The following is a 26,242-nucleotide window of genomic DNA, read 5'->3' as shown; positions in this document are numbered from 1 at the left end:
GATTTTACTCTATTTTAAATAGTATTCCGGGCGATTCTTTTGCGGAATGCGCCGTTTTTGCATTATCAGGTAATGAAATAAACCAGGTTAATATAGCGCTGATTAAATACAGGCCCGCTAATATCCAAACTACACCCTCGTTGCCAACAATCCCGATAAAAATCCCAACTATAGCCGGTCCCACAAATACCGCCAAACCGGCACCCAAGTTTAATACGGCCATGGCCGCTCCCTTATCTTTTTTAACCAGTGATGGAACAAGTGCCGACAGCGGCACATAACCCGCCAGCAAAGCTCCCCACAATACACCACTAAGCATTACCAGCCAAAAACTATCCCCAAATAAAACAGGGGAATAATAGAAAAGTAAAGTAGTCACTGCGCACCCAACCCCGCCAAACCACATCACTGTATTTTTCCAGCCCAGGCTATCGCCCACAAAACCGAAAATTAAATTAAAGGCAATATTGGCGGTAAAAATTGTACCCCATATTTGCAGCCACGCGGTAGTTGAAAATCCGTGAGCCGCCATATATGTTGGCAGAAATACCGGGAAAGCAAACTGAGCGGTTGTATTGATGATGCGCACAATGCCTCCCAGCAAAACCTTAGGCTCTTCTTTCATAATGGTGAGCCCTTTTATCAGTTCTTCTGATTTGCTCACCGCGCCTGAATTTTCATCTGCTTTAAATTTATCTTTATTGAGTACGAGCGCGAAAAATGCACCCAATACAACCCAAAAAATAGAACTCCATAACGTATTAAGGTATCCCAGATGCTGAATTGCCCAACTTGAATAATAAGCGCCAAAAACATTTAATCCGCCGGTAAAAACAAACCAAAACCACCCAACCGCCGTACCCAGTTTTTGTTGCGGACTCCTGTATGTTATCCAAACTAAAAATGAATAGGCAAAAAGCGGATATCCAAATCCCCTTATGGCATAAGTAATCAGCATAACAGGAAAATGCAGCTCAGGCATGCCATACCCCACAAAGCCAACCGTACCTAAAATATACAACAGAATCCCGGTCATCATGGTCTTTTTAGGCCCATAACTTTCGGCCAAAACACCCGAAAACCAGGATGATATGGCAATGGTTACCCCATAAACTGTAAACAGCGACGCCGATTGTTGTATCGTTAAACCCCTTCCTAAAAGATAAGGACTTAGCCAGCCTTGTTCAACACCATCGCCCATCATAAAAATCAGGATGCCCAGATAACCCCAGGCAAGATGCCTTGGAATACCTGCTTTATCGAGTACTGAATTGCCTGGATTCGTCATTTCTGTTTACTTTAATCATTAATTGGTTTAGCGCTTTAAAGAACGGCAATTGGCATTACCATCCTGTTAGGTTTATTTTAATTAAAAAAGCTTAAACCCGCAGATTTAATCTTAAACAAATAAAGCATTTAAAACTAAATAAAACAAAATTTAATTAAAAAAAATGTTTTGAAATACAAAACGAATATAAATTAAAAGCCTTGTTGACAATATTTTTCTTTACTTTTAGATCATATTTTTAAAAATAAAAATGAAAAACATAACTGACAGGCACCAGTTTATACTTGAAAAGCTAAAAAAAGAAGGAAAAGTCAATATTATTGACCTGGTGGAAGAAATGGGTGTGACCGGAGTAACCATTAGAAAGGATTTAAAACTATTAGAAGACAAAAGCCTTTTATTCAGAACACATGGCGGCGCATCCATAAACAATCCCTATGCTGTTGACCGCCCTATTTACGAAAAAGAGTTTATAAACTCTGACGAAAAGAAAAGGATCGCAAAAGCGGCAATTGAGCTCATCGGTCAAACTGATTCCATCATGATAGGTTCTGGCACCACGGTTTTTGAACTGGCACGCATGCTTCATCCAAACAAACACCTTACTGTTATTACCCCCGCGTTAAAAGTGGGATTGGAGCTAAGCAATCGCCCTAATGTAGAAGTATTACAATTGGGCGGCTTGATCAGGCAAAATTCCTCGTCAGTTGCCGGGGCACATGCGATGAGTGTTTTAGATGATATTTCCTGCAGCATCCTATTTTTAGGTGTTGATGGCATAGATATAGACTTTGGTATAACCATATCAAATTTATCGGAAGCCACACTTAATCAAAAAATGATTGAAACCGCGCAAACCATAGTCATTTTAGCCGACAGCACTAAGTTTGACAGACGCGGCCTTGGCCGGATATGCAGTCTGGAACAAGTTCATTATATCATTACTGATAACAAAGTTTCAAAGAACACTGTAAAGGCAATAGAAGAAAAAGATGTTAAGGTTATTATAGTTTAATTAACCTTTAGAGAAAAAGATGGGCTTTACAACCATCTTTTTCTTCACCCTTTTTTCTGAGTTTTATTTGTTAATTACTGATCTACCCCAACTCAACCGGTCCTAAAATACCCATCGAATAAAGCGGCTGTTTTTTGCCCCTGATCCACTTCATAGAGTCCTTATTATCCTTTAAAGAATACATATAATTACCCAGGGTTGTGGTAAGTTTAATTACCAAGATGTTATTTCCCTGTTTAATAACATCTTTTACCGGGTAAACATGATCGCCATACCAGTGGTTACCCAAATTTTTCCCGTTCAGCGTAACCTCACTAACACCCTCTACTTTTCCTAAATTCAAATAGCTTATCCCGCCCACGTTATTTACCTCGAATGAATTTTCATATACGGCATTGCCTGCAAAAGCAACCAGGTTGATGTCCTCCTTAAAATCAACCAGCCTATCCAGTTTTTGAGTTTGCTTACTGCCGTTAACATGATTAAGTGTTAAACTCCAGGGTGAAGTAACAGTTAGTACAGCTTTTTTTGAAAAGTCAACCGGGCTATATACTTTACCGTGACTGTTATGATCAAAAACTATCAACTTGGTTTCTGCCGGACCAAGTGTAATTTTCAATCGGTTTTTTTTCCCTGCTGTAGGGTACAGGTAGCGCTCCCCGGTTTCGGCATCCCATAACCAGGCTGTTTTATTTGGCGCTACATCAAATTCCGCGTTAAATTCAAATCTTTTATTGTTGCTGTAATTGGAGATAAAAAACGCGTCGGCATTATCAAATTTATAATAAACCTGGCTAACGGATGCCTGCGGATTGTCTGTTTTCATATAAGGTTTAATACCAAATCGTTCCTGTATACTCTTATACCAGTCAATTATTTTACCGCTTGGTGTTGGTGCCGGGTGCATAACTACATTTTTACTTTTTATTCCTTTTATAATATCATTCACTTGTTTGTCTAATACTACATGGTTATTATATCCGGGTGCTTTGTACGGATATTTACCAATGAAAATAATTTGCCCGCCGGCGTCCGCAAACCTCTTTATAGCCTGAGCTGTATCCGGGTGTATGGTCTCTGCTTCCACAATCAGCAGTACCTTATATTGCCTCGGGCCATAGGCAAGCTTTCCTTTCGGGAAGGTGGCTTTTTGTAAAATACTTTCGCTTACGTAATCACAGCCGCTGCCATTTTGATGAATAGCCTCCCATATATTATGTACATACTCCGGCAACGCCCTTTCAGGAAAGGGATCCCATTGCGCCGCGTATTTGCTCCACAAATCGGGCAGCGGGTGCATAACCGCCACATCAGATACCAGTGTACCGTTCTGGAAAACTGCCGACAATCTTCCTTTATAACCTACCCATTGTTTTAAGTAAGGCCACCACGGATTCCGTTCATTAAAGAAAGTACCATATCTGATCCAGCCGGGAAATGGTGCATCTGCCGGACTATAATTAAACCCATGCAATATGGAATGAGTTACACCCGACAAATTGCTTTGATCACCGGTTTGTTTTATCTTTTCAAGTGTGGCGTTAAAAACCACCTCGGTATTAGTGATCTCCTCGCAGCTGACCACCTTTTTACCAGCCAGCCTCGCTCCCGACGAGACGAATTTATTTACCTCCGAATAAGCCCTGCCTTGTTTGTAATCAAAATCCTTTAACTCCTGCCCTATGTGCGTGCGGAGCCAGGTTTCACACTCGGGGATATCAATTTGCATACTGGAATCAGAGGGATGATATTCCCGGCCATACGCCTGCACTCTTGATTTAACACCATTTGTTTTACACCAATTTAAAAACGTATCCAAAAACCGCTCTTGAAACAACTCCATCTTGGTTATTTCAAAATCATACCTCACGCGGTCTAAAGTATCCCTTAATTGATCGCCGGGGATAGCGCCATATTTTTCATCAAGCGCCCTTCCTAACCGCCCGGTTTTAAATAATATAAAAGGCAGGTAGGCATTAAGCGGGTATTTTCTGCGTTTTTCAAACTGCTCCAGCATATCATCGCACCAGTTGGCTCCTTCCAGTTCCAAACTGTCTGTAAATACCGATCTGAATTTATTACCCATTAGCCCTATTTTGGGAGTAATAGCATCAGACATCTTATTAAGATATTTTTGAACTGCATCCTTATTATAATGATTTAAAACCGGTCCGCTGGCACCGGGAGCACCAAACATTACGGCCATAAATCCTGTAATTTTCACCAGGAAATACAACACATGATTACCCTCAGGTACATTAACCGTTATCATATCCTGGCCAATCTGCGTATCGAGGTTAATCACCTTATCTATACTTTCCAAATTGGTTGGTGCTAATCGGAGTACACTTAATTCTTTAAAGTTTTTGGTGCTTTTTGACGAGATTGGCGGATCAACTATTTTCAGTAATTCTTCGCGCGATATTTGAAGCGTTTGCGGTCCGCTAATATCTTTGGTGCCTAGGGCCATGATCTGTGTTTGTTCGTCTTTTGTTAAAAACTCCCCACCAAACGGCCAGCCCGATCCTACAATAATATCACAGATCATTCCACGTTCTTTAGCCGCTTTCAGCGTAAAATCAAGCATATCCAGCCAGCCATCGCTTAGCCATTCATATTCTTTGTAATTTAACGGGTCCGCAGTTTCCGGGAACCGGATGGAATTGATCTCCACACCACCAATACCCAAACCTTTCAGCATATCCAGCTCACGCAAAAGCTCTTCCTTCACAATCCTGTTGCCGTTCCACCACCACCGTACAAATGGTTTTGATGTATTTATAGGGTCTTTAAAGGCAGTGTACAGATCGTCAGCCGGCAAAGCCTTATCGCCATTTAAATTATACCATGCTGCGTTTTTTGTGATACGCGTTAATGGCAGCCCGGCAATGCTTACCGAACTCAGCTGTATAAATTTTCTTCTGTTTAAGCTCATAATTTAGGTTTTGACAACATTTATGATAGCCACGTTCAGGCTAATTTTCAATTTGTACCGTTACCGGCCCCAGCAAACCTGAGGGTAATAGCGGTGCATCCTTTTTAAATTCAATATTGGTATTGGTTAATCGCTTTTCGGCAGGCAATGCGGCATCACCAATCAGCCTGTTTGGCCATAGGTTGATCACCTCTATTTTCAGCCTGTTTTCACCTGCTTTTAATGCTGATGAAACATCTATTCGCCATGGGGCAGTCCACACAATTCCAAGGTGTTTACCATTAAGGCTTACATCAGCAATGTTTTTTACAGTACCTAAGTCAATGTAAACCGGTTTATGATCAGTATATGCTCCCAGGTCAAATGATTTGGTGTAAATCGCCTTTCCCGAATAATATTTAATACGTTCATCAGGGTGCTGGCTCCAATCCTGCAAATTGGCAAATTCCATTATCTTTGGGCCTCCCCATTTTGTATCAAACTCCACATTCCAGGGCCCGGTCAATTCTTTTACGAGTTTTAGTTCCGGAAAATTATTCGCGCTTTTTATGGTTGATACCGATGAACTTACAGGGAATACAATAAACCAGGATTGAAACGCATCAAACTTTAACGAAATCTCCGTGCGGCCATTTATCTGCCTAAAGCCAACCTTGTTATTGATTTTGCCGGTAACAGCATCCCAGATCTCCGGCGTGCGATTTTTAACCCTGAATGTGCAGGTTGATTGCAGCGGTTTGCCATGCCTGTTTGTTATAAAATAGATCTCAGCTTCGGGTGTTGTACGATGGATAAAATCTACCCAGTCTCCCTCCTCTCCGGTATATTCAAAATCGGGAAGAATACGATCCCGCAACAAAACCTGCCTGATGGTATCACCAAAAACTACCCGGCCATTGCCATAATGGTTTAGTTTGATATTTTGCCCGTCAATATTACCCCACAGTTGCTTTGTCAAAGAATTTATATCCTCATCACACTGCGGGTAATTTTTAAGCCCGGAATCCTGCAAAGGTTTTTGCCCGATAACTGTAACACCAGTTTTTACCAAACTGCCGATCTTATTTAATACAGCCAATGGCATCCTGTTGTTATCTGGTAACGCCAGCACGTTATAGCTCATGCCGTCGGGCAAAATAAGTCTGCCGTTTTTAACAGACAGGCGGGTTAATAAAACCTCTTCATTGCATACGTCATAATCATACCCTTTGCCAAGAGACGGATCTATATGTTTTTGTGCCACCAAATTAGGCGCTGTATCTCCATTATAAAATAAAACATCGGCCACAAACTTACCAGACCTAAGCAGGTACTGGCAACGGGCTACATAATCAAAAAAAGCACCTGATTTTTCCCACCAGGTTACGTTAGGGTTAAAATGTGTACCGGCGCCATATTCATAGCCAGGCTTACCATCTTGTGGTCGGGTAGCAGTTGAGGTGTGAATAGCTATGCGGTTCACACCTTCGCAATAGGCTCTGTCCAGGGCTTGCTTAAGCGATCCCGGATAGTCAAGCCAGTGCCGCATAGTGGTAAATGCTTCTGCAGATACCGTTTCCCGGCCGTAAATATGTGCTGCCGATGCAGCCATTTTAGTAACCTTGTTCTGGCCTTTATCCAGCCGCGATACACCATAAGACTTATCATCGGTCAGGGTGCTTTCATCTTCGTGATTTGGCCCCAGCCAAAACTCGCCCATCGGGAAATCACTGCGGCCCAGGTTCTTTAATCCGTCCATACAAATAGTACCCGAACGGCTGGGCCCTGCCGCCTCATTTTGTACCAATATGCCAGCATCATGACATAAATCGGCAAAGCGTTTATAATGCTCATCGGCCATGCAATCGCCTAATGTTTTACGGTAATCATTTAAAAAGCGGTCGGATACTTCTGCACTGCCAATGATATAACCTGATAGAACAGGCAGATAAGGTTTGGCACTATAACCCCGGTATTTTTCAAATTGTGTAAGTATGTTTGCCGTCCAGTTCGGAAAGCCATCCTCAAAGCTGTCGTCGCAAAAATATTTTGGTTTATTGCCAACTTTCGCGGCCTCATCCAGTAATATCCTGCCAATGTTTTCAAACTGCAGCTCTACACCTTTACGGTTAAACCAATCTATAGACAGGCCATCTGCTTCCGGCTGGGCTATCATTAACCTGGATCCCGTCATCCGGTGGCCGGTACGGATTATTTTCCACTTACCTTGTGGCACGTCCCAATCAAGATGGCCATCTTGATTAATCTTGCCGGTCAAATCAACAACCTGAGCAAGCGGAACCGGCTCGTCTGCCGGGTTATTATGCCATTCCGTTAAAACCGGCCCCATAACAGCTGTTGCCAGGATAAAATTACTGGCATCTTTATGATTGGTTTTAGCAACCAGCACTTTAGCACGTTCATCACTGATGCGATTGCTCGCTGAACCATGATCAGGTATAGCCACGATGGCTGTATCCTGGTAATCCAGTTGTTCAAGCGGCAGATCAATATATTCTTTAAAGCCGGGCGGATTGAACACATTATCATATCCTACCCTGTTACCCGGCAGCGGCAATTTATCTGAGAACTTTCGTGGGCCGGTAACGGATAGTTCGGATTGCAGATACCAGCGCCCTGAATTTTCGGGCTTTATCCATGGGCCGCCCATACACCAGCCCGAAGAGAGATTGACGCCAACTGCAATGTTCAGCCGTTTTGCCTCTTTCATGGCATGGCGGTAAAGTGCTTTCCACTCCTCTGATAAAAACTTTACTCCTTGCGGAAACGGCACGCCGCCCAGCCCTCCGGCCGAGTTCACCAGCAAAACTTCGCCCATGCCTTTGGCCCTAAATTCTTCCAGATCGCGGGTTATACCTTCCTGGTCAACAAGACCATTGAACCACCACCAGTAGCACGATGACTTTGTAGCATCAGGCGGATGAAGAAAATTTCTTCGTAACTCATTTATACCAATAACATGAACACCATTCACAACAGCTGCCATGGTATTGGAATTAAAAAGCGCGGCGCCCGCTGCCGCAATAGAGCTAACTTCTAAAAATTTCCTTCTGTTGATATTCATAAGCCATATTGATAAAACCAGACAGCTAAATTCTGCCCGGTTTTATGGTGTTATTATTTAAAATCTCCCATCACGGGAAAAAGAATTTACGGATACAATATGGCAGATTTAGTAATTTATCGCCGCTCCCCCCATAAATAGTTGTTGTAACCGCTCCGTTATTATACATATACAATGTTTGGTTTGACGGACGATAAATAGCCGGATGTGTTTTTCCATCACCAAAATAATCGCTCGGCGCAGGGATATCTCCTGCAACCGGTGTTAATACCGTTACATTGTTAACGCCCGTATTCACGCTATCCAGGTGCCAGATGCCTGTAGCAGGGTCAAAAATGGCCACATCTGTTTTGCCATCGCCATTATAATCTCCCGGTACGGGTATATATCCTGCATCGCCATAATGTTTATTGGTGATCTGCCCCCTTACATTCCACATGCCTGTGGATATTTTATAATAAGCGGCATCTACCTTGCCATCACCATCATAATCGCCGGGCACAGGTATAACCCCCGCTTCGCCATAGTCGTAACCGGTTTGATCTTTGATATACCAATGGTATGGGCTTGATGGCCTGAACATGGCAACATCCGCTTTTCCGTCACCATTATAATCAGCAGGTATGGGTATATCACCAGTTTGCCCGTAGACTGCTGTCATCTCGGTGGACAGTTTAATATACCAGGTAAAATTAGATGGCCGCCATACAGCCAGGTCAGTTTTACCATCACCATCGTAATCCATAGAAAGAGGCAGATCTCCCTGTGTAGCGCTTCCATAAGTTACGTTTGACATCCCCTGAACCTTCCATACACCCAAATTAAAGAAGGATAGCTCTGATAAACCATCCCTGTCAAAATCACAGGTGCGGGTGGCCGTTTGCTCATGGAATAACGGCCTTGTAAACTGGCTGTCACTATCGGTTTCAAACTGTGAAATATAGGGTGAAAAAGTTTTTACACTGATGAGGTCTTTGGCGGTAGAAAACTTCATTAAACGCATATAACCATTACCTCCAAGCGTTCTGAACTGGTAATCTGAAACAAATGTTTTTATGGTTTTTCCACCGTAAGTATCCTGTCTGTAGCCTTCACCATTTACGTGACCGCCTAAAAACATAAATACATTACCACAGGCTTTTAGCTTATTATAAATTTCCTGGGTTTGGGCAGAGTATGTTGATGGAGTTGCGGGGCTGCCTGCATAGTGCGTAACAACAATGGCTTTTCTATCAGCGTAGGCTCCTGTTAAAAGACCTTTCGCCCAGTTGTTCATATTGTCTCTTTCGGTTACAGACGCTGCGTCTGTGCGGTCATCATATTCAATATAGATGGCAATAAAATCATAGCCGCCGGCACTGAACAGATCATAATGACTATCATTATTGCTGCCATAATGCCCGCCGTAAAAAGGCATCCCACTAAACCGCGGAGTAGCAAAGCCAAAATATTGATTATAGTACACCGTGGTGCTGAAACAGCTTCCGCGGTCATTAGTGTTAGTTCCGCCGCCAACCGGGTCATGGTTACCCTGATCATGGTTGCCTACCGCCATGCCGTACGGGATACCCGCGGCATCAAGCTTAGCCATCGCCGTGTCGGCCCGCCGCCACTGTACCGGGCTGCGGGTTGGATCTTCTCCATTTTCAGAGATATCGCCCAGGTGAACAACGTAAACAATATTTGAATCGATCCGGTGATTTACAATCCAGTTGGTTTGGGCATAAAACATGCCGATAACTGAATTATACGTAGTGCTTTGCCCTGTATAGGTTTGCGTATCAGGAATAACCGCGATCGTAAAATCAGGCCCTGATACTGCATTGGTGGCTAATTTTGATGAAGAAGAGGTGTTGCCTTCATTTGTACCTTGCTGCCCAAGCAATGGTTTTTTACATCCCGAAAAAACAATATATGGGATTAGAATTAGCGCTAAAACTCTTTGTATGGAGGTATGCCTCCCTGCACAAACCCTGTTATTCTTTTTAGTAACACCACGGGAATGTTTCGGCTTTAAGATCGGTTTCATGATAATGGTTTAATTGGTTTAGGGGTTTTATTGATCTGCTACATGAATATTTTGTGTATTTTTTTTTGCAAAACCCAGCAAACAGGTTATGCCTGCCGGTGTTTGCATTTCCGTCTTATTATTTAAATAAGACACCACCCACAGAAGAAGAGGTGTCTTTATTCTGATATTATTTAATGGTTAAAACCGCCACAGCAAATGGCTTAAGTGTTATGGCGTTATTCTCCAGCTGTGATTCCGCAACGGGATTTTCACCTGTAGTAACGTCTACATAATTAACCCGGGCATTTTTCGCGTCAGCCGGCAAATCAAGCTGTACCTCTTTGTCGCGCCTGTTAATAAGCAGCAACTTTTTACCTTTACTGGTTATAAACGCCTGCCCGGTAACATCGGGACTGGGAATGGCAGTGGTTTGCAGCTTATCACCCGGACCAAAGTTGTCTTTCAGTAATTTCAATACCCAATAACGGGCGTTGGGTTTAATGTTCTTCCAATTCATCATGCTTACATCCGGAAACTGGGTTGGGTAGCCTACCAGTTGCGATTCGCCGGCAACATCAATACCTATTTTGGTTAGTTCAAGATAAATGTAGGCATACATGGCCCCCGACAAATTCCAGTAAGCATCAGGAATATTGCCTTTATAATCGCGGTCATGCAATATGTTACCAATTTCATTGATCTGTGTAAACACATGCGGAGCAAGCCGTTTGCGTATATTTTCGATATACCTTACACGGTCAAGAAAGCCATTAGCTTGATCAAAAAACGAATACTGATAGCTATCTATCGTTTGATCGTCAGAGGCAGGGCGTCCGTAAAAATGATAGGAAATACCTTCTAAAGGCACGCCTGGTTTATGATTTGCAGGGTTTAAGAAATACTCAAACCATTCAGGATTAGTTTCATGCGCTACGGATATGCCTACAAACTTGGTTTTGGGCGATACCTTTTTTAACGCAGGAACAACAGCATCATATATTTTTGTATACAACTGCGGCGACATCCTATGTTCCAGATCAGGTTCATTAAGTACCTCCCAATAAGGTATATTATAATAATGACCAGACTTGTGGAACTTACCCAGTTCATCAGTAAACCCGCCTTTGGTGTACCAGCTTAAAAGCCTTACAAAATAACCGGTTACCTCCTTCATGGTAGGATCACGAAGTTCCTTTCCCTGATTATATACCCAGTTTACCTCGTCGGGATTGGCATCAATCGCTACCGGTTTGTTAATTTTAAACATCCATACCGGTATGGTACTAAAGTTTATCACTACGGAATGCCCTTTTGTTGCCTCCATCAAATCCTGCATTGTAGGATCGGCATAGGTAAAATCCCAAAATGTTTGATCCTTAGTGGGAGCGCTCAGCTCAACAACGGCAGCTTTGGGGTAAGGAAACCACGGTACATACCGCACGTAATCGGCCCCTAAATTTTTTAACGCTTCAAAAGTACCTTTATGGATAGGCGAATTTTCACGCAGCATCGGGTTATACACTACCTGTAAGGTTGGCGTTGTTTTTGAAACCGAAACTGTTTTGTCCCAGTTTATGGCCACCGCTTTTTTTTGCGCGTATAGCTTTGGTGCCGATAAACATATTACAGCGCTCATGATCGTGAGGCCGATGCTAAAATGGGTTCTATTTGCCATATCTGTTATTTTACTTAATTATAAAAACGATTAAAAAATTCAGGAGCTGAATAAAATCAATGACTAAAAATAACCAGGGTTTTGCGTTAGCTGTGGGTTTAATTCTCTTTCGGACTGCGGTATAGGGAACAGCAACCTGTTATTATTAATACCAAACGCATTTCCAGGCAAGAATTTATATATTGTTTTTGCTTTAGTGCCATAAGCCGTCATTACCGGGATCACGGTACCTGTGCGTACCAGATCATGCCAGCGTTGATTTTCAAACGCAAGCTCTACTCTTCTTTCATGCAAAATAACGGCGCGAAGTTTTGCCGGGTCTGTTTCTGTACTTGCAGGCAATCCGGCACGGGTGCGCACTGTATTTAAATTAGTTAAAGCCGGTCCTGATTTTCCTTGTTCATTTTGGGCTTCGGCTAATAGTAAAAGCGCTCCTGAATAACGGTATATAGGCCAGTTATCATTTGTATTGTTAGCTGTTACGTGCGAATGGAGGTACTTTTTAATATATGGTACACCCACTTTGCCATCGGCCGGGGTATAATTTACAATACTTTTATTGGCCGTAATCACAAACAGATCGCTCGTATTATAAGTACCCTCAGCTATCCCGATAGAGGCATCCAGGCGCTTGTCACCTGGCTCATAAGCGTCTATCAGATCCTGTGTAGGTGTGTTCCAACCACCTGTACCTGAATTATCCGTAGCAACCACTGTTGTGCCAAATGTGGTAATTATACCGGTATTTTTAGTTCTTGGTAAAAACTGGTAAATAAAGTTACTTGGCTGGGTTCCCTTGTCTGTTCCCTGTAAAAACTGTATTTCAAAAATCGATTCTTTACTATTTTTATTGGTTGTTGAAAAGGCGTCAGCGTAATCGGCATTTAATCCGTAATTCATCGCTGGTAATGTGTTGAGCAATGTTTCGGCTTCGGCATATTTCTTTTGAGTCATATACACATCGGCCAACAACATAGTTGCCGCCCCTTTAGTTGCCTGGCCAGGTTGAGGAAATTTTGCCGGCGGAGCCAGTTCTTTTATAGCGTCATTGGCATCTGCGATGATCTGGGCATAAACCTGGTCGACGGTTGAGCGCGGCAGAAAAGCTTCCTCGGCGCTGGTCACTTCTTTTAAATATAAAGGAACAGCGCCAAAAAGCCTTACGAGCTTAAAATAGTTCCAGGCTCTTAAAAACTTTGCCTGTCCGTCAATATCATTTTTTATACTGGCATCCAGGTTTACAGGCGCTAACCGCCCAATAACGATGTTGGACCTGGAGATACCATTATAGCAATGGAAGTATACCGCGTTGGTATAAGCGTTAGTTGGATCGTCAACCCAATCAGATATGTTCTCTCTTTGAACATAAGCGGTGCCACGATTACTTGGATAAGGTTGATAATGGGTATTATCAGACCTCATTTCAGAAGTAAAGTAATCATTAACTGATAAATCCTGCAACGGAGCATAAGCCGCCGCTATAGCCTGCCTGAAATCAGACTCGGTTTTATAGAAAGTACCGGGTGAAACCGAGTCATTGGGAGCCAGGTCAATAAAACTCTTTTTACAGGATACTGCTGTAAATGCAAGTATGGTAATTAAGATATATATCTTTTTCATGTCTTGTTAAATATTGAAATGATCTTATTTAAATGTAGTTTGGATACCAAATGAGAATGTTCTTGGCACAGGATAAGCGTTTTCATCCACACCAATACCCTGAGTGGCATCCAGGCCCGAAAAGCCGATCTCGGGATTCATGCCAGTATAGCCTGTTATAATAAAAGCTTGCTGAACAGATCCATATACCCGTAAATTTTTCAGCATGCCGCCATTCTTTAATTTGAAATTATATCCCAGCGAAATATTTTTTGCTGTAAGATAAGATCCGCTTTCAAGCCATTGCGAGTTTACCTGGCGGCCCATAGCGGTTGTACCGGTTTTAGTTCGTGGATAAATACCAGAACCTGGATCTTCAGGTGATCTCCAGTGATCAAGCGCAGCGGCAAGCAGCATTCTTGAACCATCCATATTGGTTTGATAGGCCCATTTAGCAGCATTTAAAATTTGTCCGCCAACGGCCCCGGCCATTGAAATGTTCAGGTCAAAGTTTTTATAAGTAAAGGTGTTTGTGATACCGAAATTAAAATCTGGAGTTGGATCACCGATGAATGTACGGTCGTTCACATCATCAATCACTCCGTCATTATTAATATCCTTCACCTTAATTGTGCCAACATCAGAAGAAGTGCCGTACTTGGCAGAGTTGGCCAGGTCTGCCGCGTCTTTATATAATCCTTCATAAACAAAGCCATAAAACTCCCCTAAATGGTGGCCAACCTGGTTGCGGTAATAATCAGAGGAAACAGTATTGTTCCTGCGGATAAATCCGGGATCTACCAGCGATTTGATAATGTTCCTTTCAAATGAAATATTAAAGCTGCTATTCCATTTTAATTTACCGGTTAAGTTTACGGTATTTACACCTATTTCATGTCCCCAGAAAGCAAACTGCCCGATGTTAAAATTGATGGTCGAAAAACCAGATGCTCTTGGAATAGGCCTTGACTGGATCAAACCGTCTGACAGTTTATGATAATAATCATAGGTAATACTAATACGGCTTTTCAGGATAGATAGGTCTAAACCAACATCAAACTGCTTGTTACGCTCCCAGGCCAGTTCAGGGTTTCCTAATGAACCAATGGTTTGCCCCGGAACAGAAACTCCGTTTAGCACATAGTTGTATTTCCCTAAAGCAGACAAGGCGGTGTAATTACCAATAGTATTGTTGCCTGTTATACCCCAGCTTGAACGTATCTTAAGGAAATCAATCATTTTAATGTTTTCCATGAATGTTTCATCACTAACTATCCATCCTGCGGATACAGACGGAAAATATCCGTACTTGCGGTCGGTTCCAAACCTTGATGACCCGTCACGGCGTACAGCACCCTGTAACAGGTACTTGCCTTTATAGTTATAATTTAAACGACCAATGGCTGATAACAAAGAGTACTCTGTAGTGTTACTTGCGCCTGCGGTTATAGATGTAGCAGCACTTAAGTAAGGTATATCGTCATTTGGAAATCCTGTACCTGATACTGAATTACTTACCTGGCTGAATTTTTGCGCCGAATAACCTACTAAAGCCTCTATATTATGGTCATTAGCAATTGTTTTATTGTATTGAATGTTTGTTTCTGCGGTCCAGGAGTAATTATCAACCGAACTGCTTAAACCTGTAGCTATAGAGTTGGCTGTGATGCTGGCGGGAGTAAACTGATTACGTGTTTCAGCGCCTTTGTCTGCACCTGCGTTTACCTTTAAGCTCAGTCCTGGTAAAAATTCGTAATTCAAATAAGCATTACCCAATATGCGTGTAGTAATGTAATCGTCTTTATTCAACATAAACTGGGCAAGCGGGTTGATGTAGGAAACCATACCCGGAGAGTTCACATTTTTTGTGTAAGTGCCATCAGGATTATATGGGGATATCAATGGGCTTGATTCAAAAACCCTTTCGAACAAACCACCAACGCCATCTGTACTTAACCTGTTATTATGATCTAAACGATAACTCGGCGCAAGGTTAAATCCTATTTTTAATTTATTATTGCTTAAAGTTAAGTCCTGATTTATACGCAGGGAAAAAAGCCTGGTGCCTGTATTTACAATAACACCCTCTTGCGACTGATAGCCGGCCATTACCGTTGATGTAGATTTTTCACGCGCAGTTTGCACAGTAAGATCATAGCTCTGTATTGGAGCTGTACGGGTAAGCAGTTTAAACCAGTCGGTTCCTTCACCATACTGGCTTGGATCTGCATAAGCAGGATCAAGTTTAGGATTTGTACCCGGCTCATATTTTACCTGATCCTGGTACCTTTCATTCATAAAGGTGGCAAATTGATTTGCGTTCATCATGTCGGGCACCCTGTTCATGGGGATCTTTTGCACACCATAATTACTGCTGAACTGTATTTTTGAATCACCCGGCTTAGCATGCTTAGTGGTGATCAGGATAACACCATTTGCCGCACGTGAACCATATAAAGCGGTAGATGACGCGTCTTTTAGTACGGTAAACGTTTCAATCTCATCGGGGTTAATATTATTGATACTACCGGTAATAGGCAAACCATCAATAACAAACAGGGGTTGATAATCTAAAGTAAGTGACGCCGCCCCACGAATACGGAACGCCATACCACGACCGGGCTGGCCACTGGTTTGCGAGATATCAACACCGGCAACCTTGCCCTGCAATTGCTGCGCGAATTGCCCCACAGGCATATCCTGCAAGGGATTTGCGCTGATTTGCGCGATAGAGCCGGTAACCTCCCTGCTGCGTTGTTTACCGTAACTCACGGTAACTTCATCAAGACCCCGGGCAGCCATTTTTAATTTGATATTAATTACTTCCCGGTTACCAACTGTGGCTTCCTCTGTTTCAAAGCCAAGTAATTTGAATACCAAAACCGAAGACGGAGCAGCATTAATAACATACTCACCATTGGCATTGGTTGAAACACCATTTTGTGTACCCTTAACTAATACTGTTACACCGGGAAGCGGCTCGTCCCGGTCGTCAATTACCTTTCCCTTGATTTTACCCGCCTGCTGGCCGAATGCCAGGGTGCTAAAAAGCAAGGCAAACAGGAATAAATAAAAATGCTTTTTTCTGAAAATAGCATAGTAGAGATTTTTTTGCATAATGGTTTAGTTTTTTTTTAATAAATGAATTCTTAGCCCACTAAATGGGATGGGAACTGATTAACAGGAAATAAATTATTAATGGTTAATTGGTTAGCTTTTACTAAATTCTATTCAAATAAATAAAAATAAAAGAAATAAAACAAAATAAAATAAATAAAAACCTCAAAAAACTACTTTTTTAATAAATTTAAATACTTTTAATCGAATAGTTAAATCATTTGCAATATTAAAGCTACTATGTTAAGATAAACTTACCACAATGTTATTATAAAAAGAAAGAGTTTGAAACAATTTGCAATAATATTAAACAGACAAGGTTAATCATTGGCAATAAAATCAACATCTAACACACCTGAACCACATCCATATTGAGTAATTGACCCAGCTTAATGATCCTGGAACTGATATGCCCTACACCTACCGCGCAGTGATGCGCCGGGCCATAGCTGTTCCAATTGTTCACAAACTTCCTGGCCCCTATATTGAATTTATACCTGCTATTTGTATTACCTATCTCCAGTATCGGTCCCGGCACCGACTCCCCTTCGGCTACCAGCAGCATGAGCTTACCGCCCTGTTGCTCTACTACCGAAAGCAGGGTAACCGGCCCATTTTTTACCGACATCTCAACCGACAAGCCCCGGCCTACCTTGCCATGATATACTTTTAACGGTCGCACCTTGGTCTTGCCCTGGGCTATCTGGATGTGTCCGGGACCGTCATGCCCCATCAATACCACATCATCCTTAAAATCCATGGCATAGTATTCGGTAAAGGAACCACCAGCTCCAAAACTGTCCATAATCTTCATGGCCTGCGCGTTCTTAATCTCGTACTCCCCAGCTACCGGGATATTCCTGGCTGTAAGTAAAGAGTTACCCAGAATGATCGAACTGATCGTATCTTCATTGTCAACATTACCAGTACCTTTATAATAATAAGCCATTGAGCCCAGCTGATATTTATCTACCATTATATCCAGCGCTACCGAGGTTTTGGCCGCCCGTTCCAGTTCTTCAATTGAGCAGTCGCCCTGTATATCAAATTGTTCATAAAATAACTGCACCCTTTCTTGTATTTGCTCATCTGTAACTACCTTCCTCAGCCCGGCCAGTTCATCCACTTCTAATAATTCTATATGACCGCCAAAGCTGGCGTATTGCTGGGTAAGATCACTATAGATGTCCAGCATGCCGCTGTAATAATGCCCCATACAACCCAACCGGTTATAAGCCATGATATTTGCAACCCTGGCTGCCTCTACCCATTCAACCACCTCATCCCAGCATTCCGGGTCATCATGCAGCATACCTGTGATCTGGTGAAATTTAATACCCGTTCGTTTAAACACATTGGCTATTTCTGGTACCGGACAGGCAGAACAGTAGGCCAACCATTCACCGGTCATTTTGGTACGATCTTCCATCTGGTTAAAGGCCGCATAATCTATTGCCGCCTCCGGTGCCAGGTTCAGGATAATCACCGGCACTTTGGCTCTTTGAACCACCGGCAAAACCGTCGACGACAGCGCATAGGTGGTCACATACAAAAAGATCAGATCAACATCTTCCCTCCTGAACTGACTACCCGCCTCAAAGGCTTTCTCCGCTGTATCTATCAGGCCAAGATTCACTATCCCCGGGTGAACCGCCTTTAGCTTTTCTTCTACTATTTTAAGATACCCTTTTAGCCTTTCTTCCAGTCCCGAAAACTGTCCCCAATAGGCATCCAGTCCTATCCCGAATAAACCGACTCTCAACGCGTTTGATTGCATAATTATTAAGATTGCATTAAAAAAATTAAGGCCAAAGCCCTGTAAAAATCTATAATTGGTTATTTTAAAGCTACCTGTGGCGCACTATCACAAATCATTTGATCCCTGTGGAATATAGAAAACGATCTGTAATATTTTAATACAATATTAATTATTTAAAACACATAATTAAATAAAATAAAACATTTTTAAATAAAAATAAAGTTAAAATTAAATCAAGAATTTATAGACCTTCTTTTAATACAAGGTCGCAACCATATAACCTGATGCAAATGACTAAAGCTCCATGAGGTGCATATTATCAATGGGGTTTACCGTGAAGAGTAATAGGAAAAATCCATCTGAAATTAAGAAGAGAGTGAATATATTTCAGATTTTCAATGCATTATATTAAAAAATGGGCAAGTTTCGATAATCAGTTCTTGCCCAATTGTGTTTTTAGTTTTTGATTGCAGGATCTGGCTTAGTAACAGCTTTTAATTCCTCTTTCGGAGGCTCTGCAGATTTTACATCCTTAAGAACTATCCCTACATCACCTGGTTTTTGTTTCAAGGAATTTAATTCTAAAGTTAATGCTTCATTTTTACTTGCCCATTCTTTTTGCTGCGTCTGCAATCCATTAATATCTGTACTTAATTGAGTTATTTTGGATGCCTGGCTTTCAATGGTTATATTTCTGGCAATAAGCATTGCTTTTAAGCTGTCAGCCTTATTTTCAAATCGTTTTAATTGTTCATTATGGGCATCCGCTGCACCTTCTATCCTTGCTAATTTTACCTGTAATTGAACCAAGCTTTCATTCTTAACAGATAGTACTTTTTCAAGACTATCCGTCTTCCGTGTTAATAGTTCAATTCTTTCTTTTTTGCTTTGCGCATTTACACTTACTATTCCTGATACCACCATGCCAATCATTAAGATTACTAATTTTCCCGTTTTCATGTTAATAAATTTAATTGCCACACATTAGTTATATATATTATTCAAACCCAGCGCATTAAAACAACTGAGAGAATGGGAGTATCAGGTGATAATTGAATAAAATAACGGAGAACCTTCTGATCTCTAAACACTTGTAAAAATTAATTGTTTACACGTTCTTCAGTTTTTGTTATGTAAAATCCGGTTTTTTGTTTGGTTGCAAATTTCCCGGTAAAACAGCTTTAATAATTCAGATTCTTATCGATATGCAACCTGATTTGACTACCGGAAAGGATTTTTTATAACATGCAGAAAGAAATAATTAGTTTTTGATTTGGGTTCAAAATAAGAGCATTTTCTCCATCATTTTCATATCGACACATCTAAAGTTTGCACATTCCTGCCTATACTATTTTTAGCTTTGGTACAAAAAGTAACTTTAAACAATTTAAAGTTACTTTTTCTTCAATCGGTTCAAAAACCGCCTAAATTTTATTTTTAAGCCCTTTTTAGTAGATTTGTATAAACCAAATTGATATGTACAACCTACTTGTTTCTCCCGAAAATGTGCAGGCTTCGTTACAGAAGCATGTGCTTGCTGATGGCTTCGATCTAACTTTTGATATGGAAAAAAGTAAGGGTGTTTATATTTACGATGCTAAATATAAGCGGACACTGCTTGATTTTTTCACTTGCTTTGCTTCGGTACCATTAGGCTATAACCACCCTAAAATGGTGAACGACGAAGAGTTTAAGAAAAACCTGATGCTGGCCGCGTTAACCAATCCATCAAACTCAGATATTTACACTACCCAGTACGCGCAATTTGTAGAAACTTTTTCGCGGGTGGGCATACCCGATTATCTGCCTCATGCTTTTTTTATAGCAGGAGGCTCATTGGCCATTGAAAACGCGCTAAAAGTTTCTATGGATTGGAAAGTACAGAAAAACTTCGCCAAAGGCTATACTAAGGAAAAAGGATTTAAAGTATTGCATTTTGAACATGCTTTTCATGGCCGGTCGGGCTATACATTAAGCCTAACCAATACCCTGCCCAATAAAACAAAATGGTTTGCTAAGTTTGATTGGCCGCGCGTATCAACACCTCAAATAAATTTCCCATACAGCGATAGCAATCATGACGACCTGGTAAAAAGGGAACAATTTTCCATATCGCAGATCAGGACCGCTTTTGCCGAAAATAAAGATGATATATGCGCCATTATTATTGAGCCTGTACAGTCAGAAGGTGGTGATAACCATGTGCGTAAAGAGTTTTTGGAAAAATTAAGGGAGCTTGCTGATGAATATGAGGCCATGCTCATATTTGATGAGGTGCAAACAGGCGTTGGTCTTACCGGCAAATTCTGGTGCCATGAACATTTTGGCGAAAAGGCCCGTCCGGATATTTTAGCATTTGGTAAAAAGATGCAGGTATGCGGTATACTGGCCAGCAACCGTGTTGACGAAATAGAGAATAACGTTTTCAGAGTGTCATCGCGCATTAACTCAACCTGGGGCGGCAGCCTGGTTGATATGGTTAGATCATCAAAGATCATGGAAATTATTGAGGAAGATAACCTGTGCGAAAATGCTGCCCAAATGGGTGAGTATCTTCAAAACCAGTTAAGCGATATTGCCTCCAGAAACTCAATGATCAGTAATGTGCGTGGCAAAGGCTTGCTTACCGCATTTGACTTTCCGGATAAAAACAAGCGGGATGAGTTTATTAAACAAGGTTTTGATAATAATATTATGTACCTTGGTTGTGGCGACAAAAGTGTTCGTTTCAGACCCGCGCTAATCATTGAAAAAGACCACATTAACTGTGGACTTGACATGCTCGAAAAAATATCACGCACTTTATAATAACGAAATAATATCGTTATAAGCAAATCAAGCGCCGTATCAAAGCGAAGTTTTAATATTTAATATACGCTCAAACAGGCTCAGGCTAATGCGAAGTAGTACTTTTGGGGTACTAAAAGGGATAAAATATTAATATATACTATTTTTTAACCAAAATAGGCTATATTTTTAATTATTATTCCTGTTAGATTTGTACTATCCCTATTAAAGTATAAATCAATTCTTTTTTTTAACGCCATGAGCAAACACATAGAGAAATTAAAAAAGCAACTTGTTGAAGTAGCCGAAGTTGTTAATTCGTTCCAATCAGAAGCTGTACAGGTTCGGATTATTGATCGATTGTTAGATGTTATGATAGAATCGGAAAAGGTGGACGCCGATGGATCTGAAATATTCAGCAAAAAAGGGCGTAGAATGCGCTCAGACGATGAAAACTTCGCGACGCCGGGCCGTAAAAAACCTGGGGCTACTAAAATACTTAATCAACTATTAGGGACTGATTTCTTTGATGTTTCACGTTCTATATCATCAATTGCCAACTATTGTAAAGAACAGTTTGACTCTGATTTTAAAACCTCTGAACTTTCGGGCATACTATTAAAGCTTGCCAACGAAAATAAATTAAGAAGAGAAAGAAGCAATGAAAATAACCGCTTTGAATATATAAAAGCCTGATATTAATTTACTTGCATATAATATAAATAAGCCGTGGTGTTATTATAACACCACGGCTTATTTATTAAAAGTTAAATTATATATTATTTTAAATTAAATAAATTATCTACGCCTAAAATTTTACGACTGGTAAAGCCCTCAGCATATTTCACTTGTATGCTTTTCCCAAACTCGCTGGCACGGGCGGCTATTATATTAATAAACTCTGGCGATGAAATATAAGTTTGCGGTTCGCCTTCCCAATCCGGGTTATAAAATTGCGAACCAAAAGCGTGAATGCTTTCTACCTTTTTATCCCAGTAGTCGGTAACATCAATTAAAATATCAGGCCTGATATAGTTGTCTTGTATAAAATGAAAAACATGATCAGGGCGCCATGCGTCCTGAAGCGCACCATCATCGCCCCATGTTTCAATTTTACGCAAGCCCGATAAAAAAGCGGATGCATCTACCAGTTCATTGGCCCGCCCATGATCAGGGTGCCTGTCATGGTATGCATTGGTTATTACAATTGCAGGCTGGTATTTGCGTATAGCTGCTATTACTTTTAACTGGTATTCCTTGGTGTTTTCAAAAAAAGCATCAGGCAGGCCCAGGTTTTCCCTCACAGTCAATCCCAATATTTTAGCCGAAGCCGCTGCTTCCTGTTCACGTATCTCGGCCGAGCCTCGTGTTCCTAATTCGCCGCGGGTAAGGTCAACAATCCCTACCTTTTTGCCCAGTGCTATGTGTTTTAAAATAGTGCCTGAACACCCAAGTTCGGCATCATCGGGATGTACCGATAAAACTAATATATCTAATTTAAGCATAAATGTGTTTTGAATTTAATGAACGGCCAACAAAAGGCGTTCAATCTTTTTCCTGATCTTTGAGGATGTAGGCTTGGTAAAAGGATAATAAAAATCAGTTACATGGCCGGCCCTGTCAATCAAAAACTTATGAAAATTCCATCTTGGAACCGACTTAAGACGGCCATTATCCTTCTTATCGGCAAAAAACTTATACAAAGGGTGTGCGTAAGGGCCACGTACCCTTATCTTATCAAATACCGGGTAATTAGCACCTGCATCTTCGCAAAAAGTGGCTATAGCTGCTCCCTCCAAAGGTTCCTGACCGCCAAAATCATTTGAAGGAAAAGCCAGTATTTCAAAGTCTTTATCTATAAATTGCTCCTTTAATGTGGCTAAATCTTTGAGCTGAGGAGTAAACCCGCACTGGGAGGCGGTATTAACTATTAACAGTACTTTATCGTTATAGGCAGATAGGTTGATCTCTTCACCGTTTAATGTTTGAACATTAAACCTGTAGATACTATTGTTATCCATTATTAATTGTTAGTGGAATTATATCCGGCCTGTTTAAGGATAGCCTCGATATCTTTCTGTTCCTCAGGGTCGTAGGTTTCTTTTAGGTTATGGCCAAATATACTGGCCACTGATTGAAACATAAACGCTTTAAAACCACCTTTCAGTTCTTTAACCATAGTATAGCTGGTAGTTCCGGTTTCGCGGTCAATCAGTTTAATCAGTACCTCACCCTGACTAATTGTCAGATTTTTTATTTCCTTGTTAAACAATGTTTTTATTTCAGCTTCACAGGTTTTCACCAACTCCTTCTGCTTGTGTCTGTCACCTGTGAGTGCCAGGTCGCGTTGCAACTGGCGGTAACGTTGGCTTGCAAATCGTGCATAGGGCAACACTTTGAACACATTATACCTTAGCCTGAGGTAAGCTATACGATCAGCCTCGCTGGCAAATATACGTGTATCAACAATTTTTACTTCGGGTGTAACTATCCATGGCACCAATTCACCATCCAAATCGGTCATGGCTAATTTGATGGTATCATTTTTGCCTATACTTACTGGCGCAGGTTTATCTGTTTGGGCTTTTAGCGTGCCCATTATACTACAACAAAACAACAACAGAAAACCAATAAATTTCATAATTTTACTTAATACAAAATTAAAGCAATTTTTTGTGGTATTTAATATAATCTGTAATAATAAATTATTATTACAAGTTTATCAATTAATACCATCAATATCAACATATGAAAGAGTTAGTGATTGACCTGGAAGCGGAAAAAAATGAGATATTAAAAAGATATCGTGCTTTATTGCGTGCTTGTAAATCAACCATGCAAAAGGGCGATAAACGAATGATACGCAAGGCATTTGATATGGCCCTTGAAAGCCATAAAGATATGCGCCGTAAAAGCGGTGAACCCTATATATATCACCCTATTGCCGTTGCCCAGATAGCTGCCGAAGAAATTGGCCTGGGTACCACCTCTATAGTGTGTGCCCTGTTGCATGATGTGGTTGAAGATACCAACATGACGCTGGATGATATTGAGATGGAATTTGGCAAAAAAGTAGCCAAGATCATTGATGGTTTAACCAAAATATCGGGCGTATTTGATACCAACAGCTCATTACAAGCCGAAAATTTTCGTAAAATGCTGCTCACCCTTGCCGATGATGTACGGGTGATACTGATTAAACTGGCCGACCGCCTGCATAACATGCGCACCATGGAGTTTATGCCGCGTGATAAGCAGCTTAAGCTATCGTCAGAAACGGTTTACCTGTATGCACCACTGGCGCACAGGCTGGGTTTATACACCATTAAATCTGAACTGGAAGACTTGTCCATGAAATACATGGAAAGAGAAACCTATCAGTTTATTAAAAACAAGCTGAATGAAAAAAAGGCCGAGCGCGAAAAGTTTATCCGTGATTTTATTGAACCGGTAAAAAAAGTGCTCAATGCCCAGGATTTGGATGCCGACCTGTTTGGCAGGCCAAAATCCATACATTCCATCTGGAACAAGATGAAGAAAAAATCTATCCCTTTTGAAGAGGTATATGATCTTTTTGCCATCAGGATAATTCTGGATAGCGCCCCTGAACATGAAAAAGCCGATTGCTGGAAAGCCTATTCCATAGTTACCGATCTTTACCGCCCTAATCCCGACAGGTTACGCGACTGGATATCATCGCCCAAAGCCAATGGGTACGAATCATTACATACTACCGTAATGGGACCGCGCGGGCAATGGGTTGAAGTACAGATCCGCACCAAACGAATGAACGAGATTGCCGAAAAAGGTTTTGCCGCACACTGGAAATATAAAGAATCATCAACCGATAGCGGGCTTGACCAATGGGTACAAAAGGTGAGGGATATGCTTAAAAATCCTGACTCAAACGCGCTCGATTTCCTTGATGATTTTAAGATGAACCTTTTCAGTGATGAGATATTCATTTTTACACCAAAAGGCGCGCTCATACAGCTGCCCTTGAACGCTACCGCGCTCGACTTTGCTTTTGAAATACATACCGATGTAGGTGCCAGTTGTATTGGCGCCAAGGTAAACCACAAGCTGGTACCGCTAAGTTATAAACTGCAAAATGGCGACCAGGTAGAGATCATTACTTCGGGCAAGCAAACGCCCAAGGAAGACTGGCTTAACTTCGTGGTTACCGCAAAAGCTAAGGCTAAAATAAAATCGGCGTTAAAAGAAGAAAGACGGAAAATTGCCGAAGATGGCAAGGAGATACTGGAACGCAAGCTAAAATCGCTCAAGATCACCTACAACTCCGAAAACATACATAAACTGAGCTATTTTTTCAAACTGGGATCGACCCAGGACCTTTTTTATAATATTGCCAAAGGCATTATTGATATGAAGGACCTGAAGGATTACCAGGCCTCAGAAAAAATAGTTGAAAACAAGCCCCAGGATAAAATTGAGCAGGAACAGGTACATAGTTTGCTGCGTAATATTAAAACCAAAGACAGCGATATGCTGCTCATTGGCGAGGATATGCAAAAAATTGACTATAAACTGGCCAATTGCTGTAACCCTATTCCCGGCGATGATGTATTTGGCTTTGTTACCGTGAGCGATGGTATTAAAATTCACCGCACCAATTGTCCTAATGCAGCCAAATTAATGGCCAATTATGGCTACCGTATTGTAAAAGCCCGGTGGACCAACCAGCAGGAACTTGCCTTTTTAACAGGCTTAAGAATTACTGGTATTGATGATGTGGGCCTGATTAATAAGCTTACCACCGTAATATCACAGGATTTTAAGGTGAACATACGCTCCATTACAGTAGATAGCGATAACGGTATTTTTGAAGGCTCATTAATGGTTTATGTAAATGATACCGAGCACCTGGATAACCTGATAAAAAACTTAAAACTGGTTAAGGGCATCACAGCTGTTAACCGCTTCGATTCGGTAATTGAGAAGGCTTCCTGAAAAAGAGACAAGAAGTAAGAG

General features: G+C 41.3%; 16 protein-coding genes. 4 read left to right on the top strand and 12 right to left on the bottom strand.

Annotation, left to right across the window (positions count from 1 at the left end):
• Window positions 1-4 precede the first annotated feature (4 nt).
• Window positions 5-1,288, bottom strand: coding sequence for an MFS transporter (locus M2273_RS06990; RefSeq protein WP_429394689.1), 1,284 nt, complete (start codon window positions 1,286-1,288; stop codon window positions 5-7).
• A 250-nt stretch (window positions 1,289-1,538) separates the two neighbouring features.
• Here M2273_RS06990 and M2273_RS06985 point away from each other — a divergent pair, with 250 nt between their 5' ends.
• The gene (locus tag M2273_RS06985) at window positions 1,539-2,303 is read left to right on the top strand and encodes a DeoR/GlpR family DNA-binding transcription regulator (protein ID WP_429394686.1); all 765 of its coding nucleotides are present in this window, start codon (window positions 1,539-1,541) and stop codon (window positions 2,301-2,303) included.
• A gap of 82 nt (window positions 2,304-2,385) precedes the next feature.
• Here the strand turns inward: M2273_RS06985 and M2273_RS06980 are convergent, their stop codons facing one another.
• From M2273_RS06980 to M2273_RS06945, 8 genes are all read right to left on the bottom strand, one after another.
• Complete coding sequence (locus M2273_RS06980) at window positions 2,386-5,238, bottom strand: glycosyl hydrolase (protein ID WP_429394684.1); 2,853 nt, start codon at window positions 5,236-5,238, stop codon at window positions 2,386-2,388.
• Window positions 5,239-5,278: 40 nt separating this feature from the next.
• Window positions 5,279-8,302, bottom strand: a complete 3,024-nt coding sequence (locus M2273_RS06975; protein ID WP_429394681.1) for a glycosyl hydrolase — start codon at window positions 8,300-8,302, stop codon at window positions 5,279-5,281.
• Between the two features lie 70 nt (window positions 8,303-8,372).
• The gene (locus tag M2273_RS06970) at window positions 8,373-10,331 is read right to left on the bottom strand and encodes an FG-GAP-like repeat-containing protein (RefSeq protein ID WP_429394679.1); all 1,959 of its coding nucleotides are present in this window, start codon (window positions 10,329-10,331) and stop codon (window positions 8,373-8,375) included.
• Window positions 10,332-10,500: 169 nt separating this feature from the next.
• On the bottom strand, window positions 10,501-11,988 hold the full coding sequence (locus M2273_RS06965; RefSeq protein ID WP_429394677.1) for a glycosyl hydrolase family 39: 1,488 nt from the start codon (window positions 11,986-11,988) through the stop codon (window positions 10,501-10,503).
• A 63-nt stretch (window positions 11,989-12,051) separates the two neighbouring features.
• Entirely contained in the window at window positions 12,052-13,608 is a 1,557-nt protein-coding gene (locus M2273_RS06960) for a RagB/SusD family nutrient uptake outer membrane protein (RefSeq protein ID WP_429394675.1), read from the bottom strand.
• Between the two features lie 24 nt (window positions 13,609-13,632).
• Entirely contained in the window at window positions 13,633-16,704 is a 3,072-nt protein-coding gene (locus tag M2273_RS06955) for a SusC/RagA family TonB-linked outer membrane protein (protein ID WP_429394672.1), read from the bottom strand.
• 346 nt (window positions 16,705-17,050) lie between these two features.
• Window positions 17,051-18,481, bottom strand: a complete 1,431-nt coding sequence (locus M2273_RS06950; RefSeq protein ID WP_429394670.1) for an arabinose isomerase — start codon at window positions 18,479-18,481, stop codon at window positions 17,051-17,053.
• Window positions 18,482-18,919: 438 nt separating this feature from the next.
• Window positions 18,920-19,423, bottom strand: coding sequence for a hypothetical protein (locus M2273_RS06945; protein WP_429394668.1), 504 nt, complete (start codon window positions 19,421-19,423; stop codon window positions 18,920-18,922).
• A gap of 516 nt (window positions 19,424-19,939) precedes the next feature.
• Between M2273_RS06945 and lat the strand changes: the two genes are divergently transcribed.
• Both lat and M2273_RS06935 read left to right on the top strand, forming a co-directional pair.
• The gene (gene lat / locus M2273_RS06940; RefSeq protein WP_429394666.1) at window positions 19,940-21,271 is read left to right on the top strand and encodes an L-lysine 6-transaminase; all 1,332 of its coding nucleotides are present in this window, start codon (window positions 19,940-19,942) and stop codon (window positions 21,269-21,271) included.
• 237 nt (window positions 21,272-21,508) lie between these two features.
• Window positions 21,509-21,946 (top strand): hypothetical protein, encoded by a 438-nt coding sequence (locus M2273_RS06935; protein ID WP_429394664.1) that lies wholly within the window; start codon window positions 21,509-21,511, stop codon window positions 21,944-21,946.
• Between the two features lie 83 nt (window positions 21,947-22,029).
• Here M2273_RS06935 and bshB1 read toward each other — a convergent pair whose 3' ends face one another.
• From bshB1 to M2273_RS06920, 3 genes are read right to left on the bottom strand one after another with little or no spacing between them, the layout of a single operon-like run.
• A complete protein-coding gene (bshB1, locus tag M2273_RS06930; RefSeq protein WP_429394661.1) occupies window positions 22,030-22,755 on the bottom strand; it encodes a bacillithiol biosynthesis deacetylase BshB1 in 726 nt (241 codons plus the stop codon).
• A 15-nt stretch (window positions 22,756-22,770) separates the two neighbouring features.
• Entirely contained in the window at window positions 22,771-23,271 is a 501-nt protein-coding gene (locus M2273_RS06925) for a glutathione peroxidase (RefSeq protein WP_429394659.1), read from the bottom strand.
• Between the two features lie 2 nt (window positions 23,272-23,273).
• Entirely contained in the window at window positions 23,274-23,849 is a 576-nt protein-coding gene (locus M2273_RS06920; protein ID WP_429394657.1) for a DUF4294 domain-containing protein, read from the bottom strand.
• A 149-nt stretch (window positions 23,850-23,998) separates the two neighbouring features.
• Between M2273_RS06920 and M2273_RS06915 the strand changes: the two genes are divergently transcribed.
• Complete coding sequence (locus tag M2273_RS06915; protein ID WP_429394655.1) at window positions 23,999-26,221, top strand: RelA/SpoT family protein; 2,223 nt, start codon at window positions 23,999-24,001, stop codon at window positions 26,219-26,221.
• The last annotated feature ends 21 nt before the right edge of the window (window positions 26,222-26,242 follow it).

It is taken from the genome of Mucilaginibacter lappiensis (genome assembly GCF_050433765.1).
GTDB classification, from domain to species: domain Bacteria; phylum Bacteroidota; class Bacteroidia; order Sphingobacteriales; family Sphingobacteriaceae; genus Mucilaginibacter; species Mucilaginibacter lappiensis_A.
This window is presented reverse-complemented; position numbering and strand designations above follow the sequence as displayed.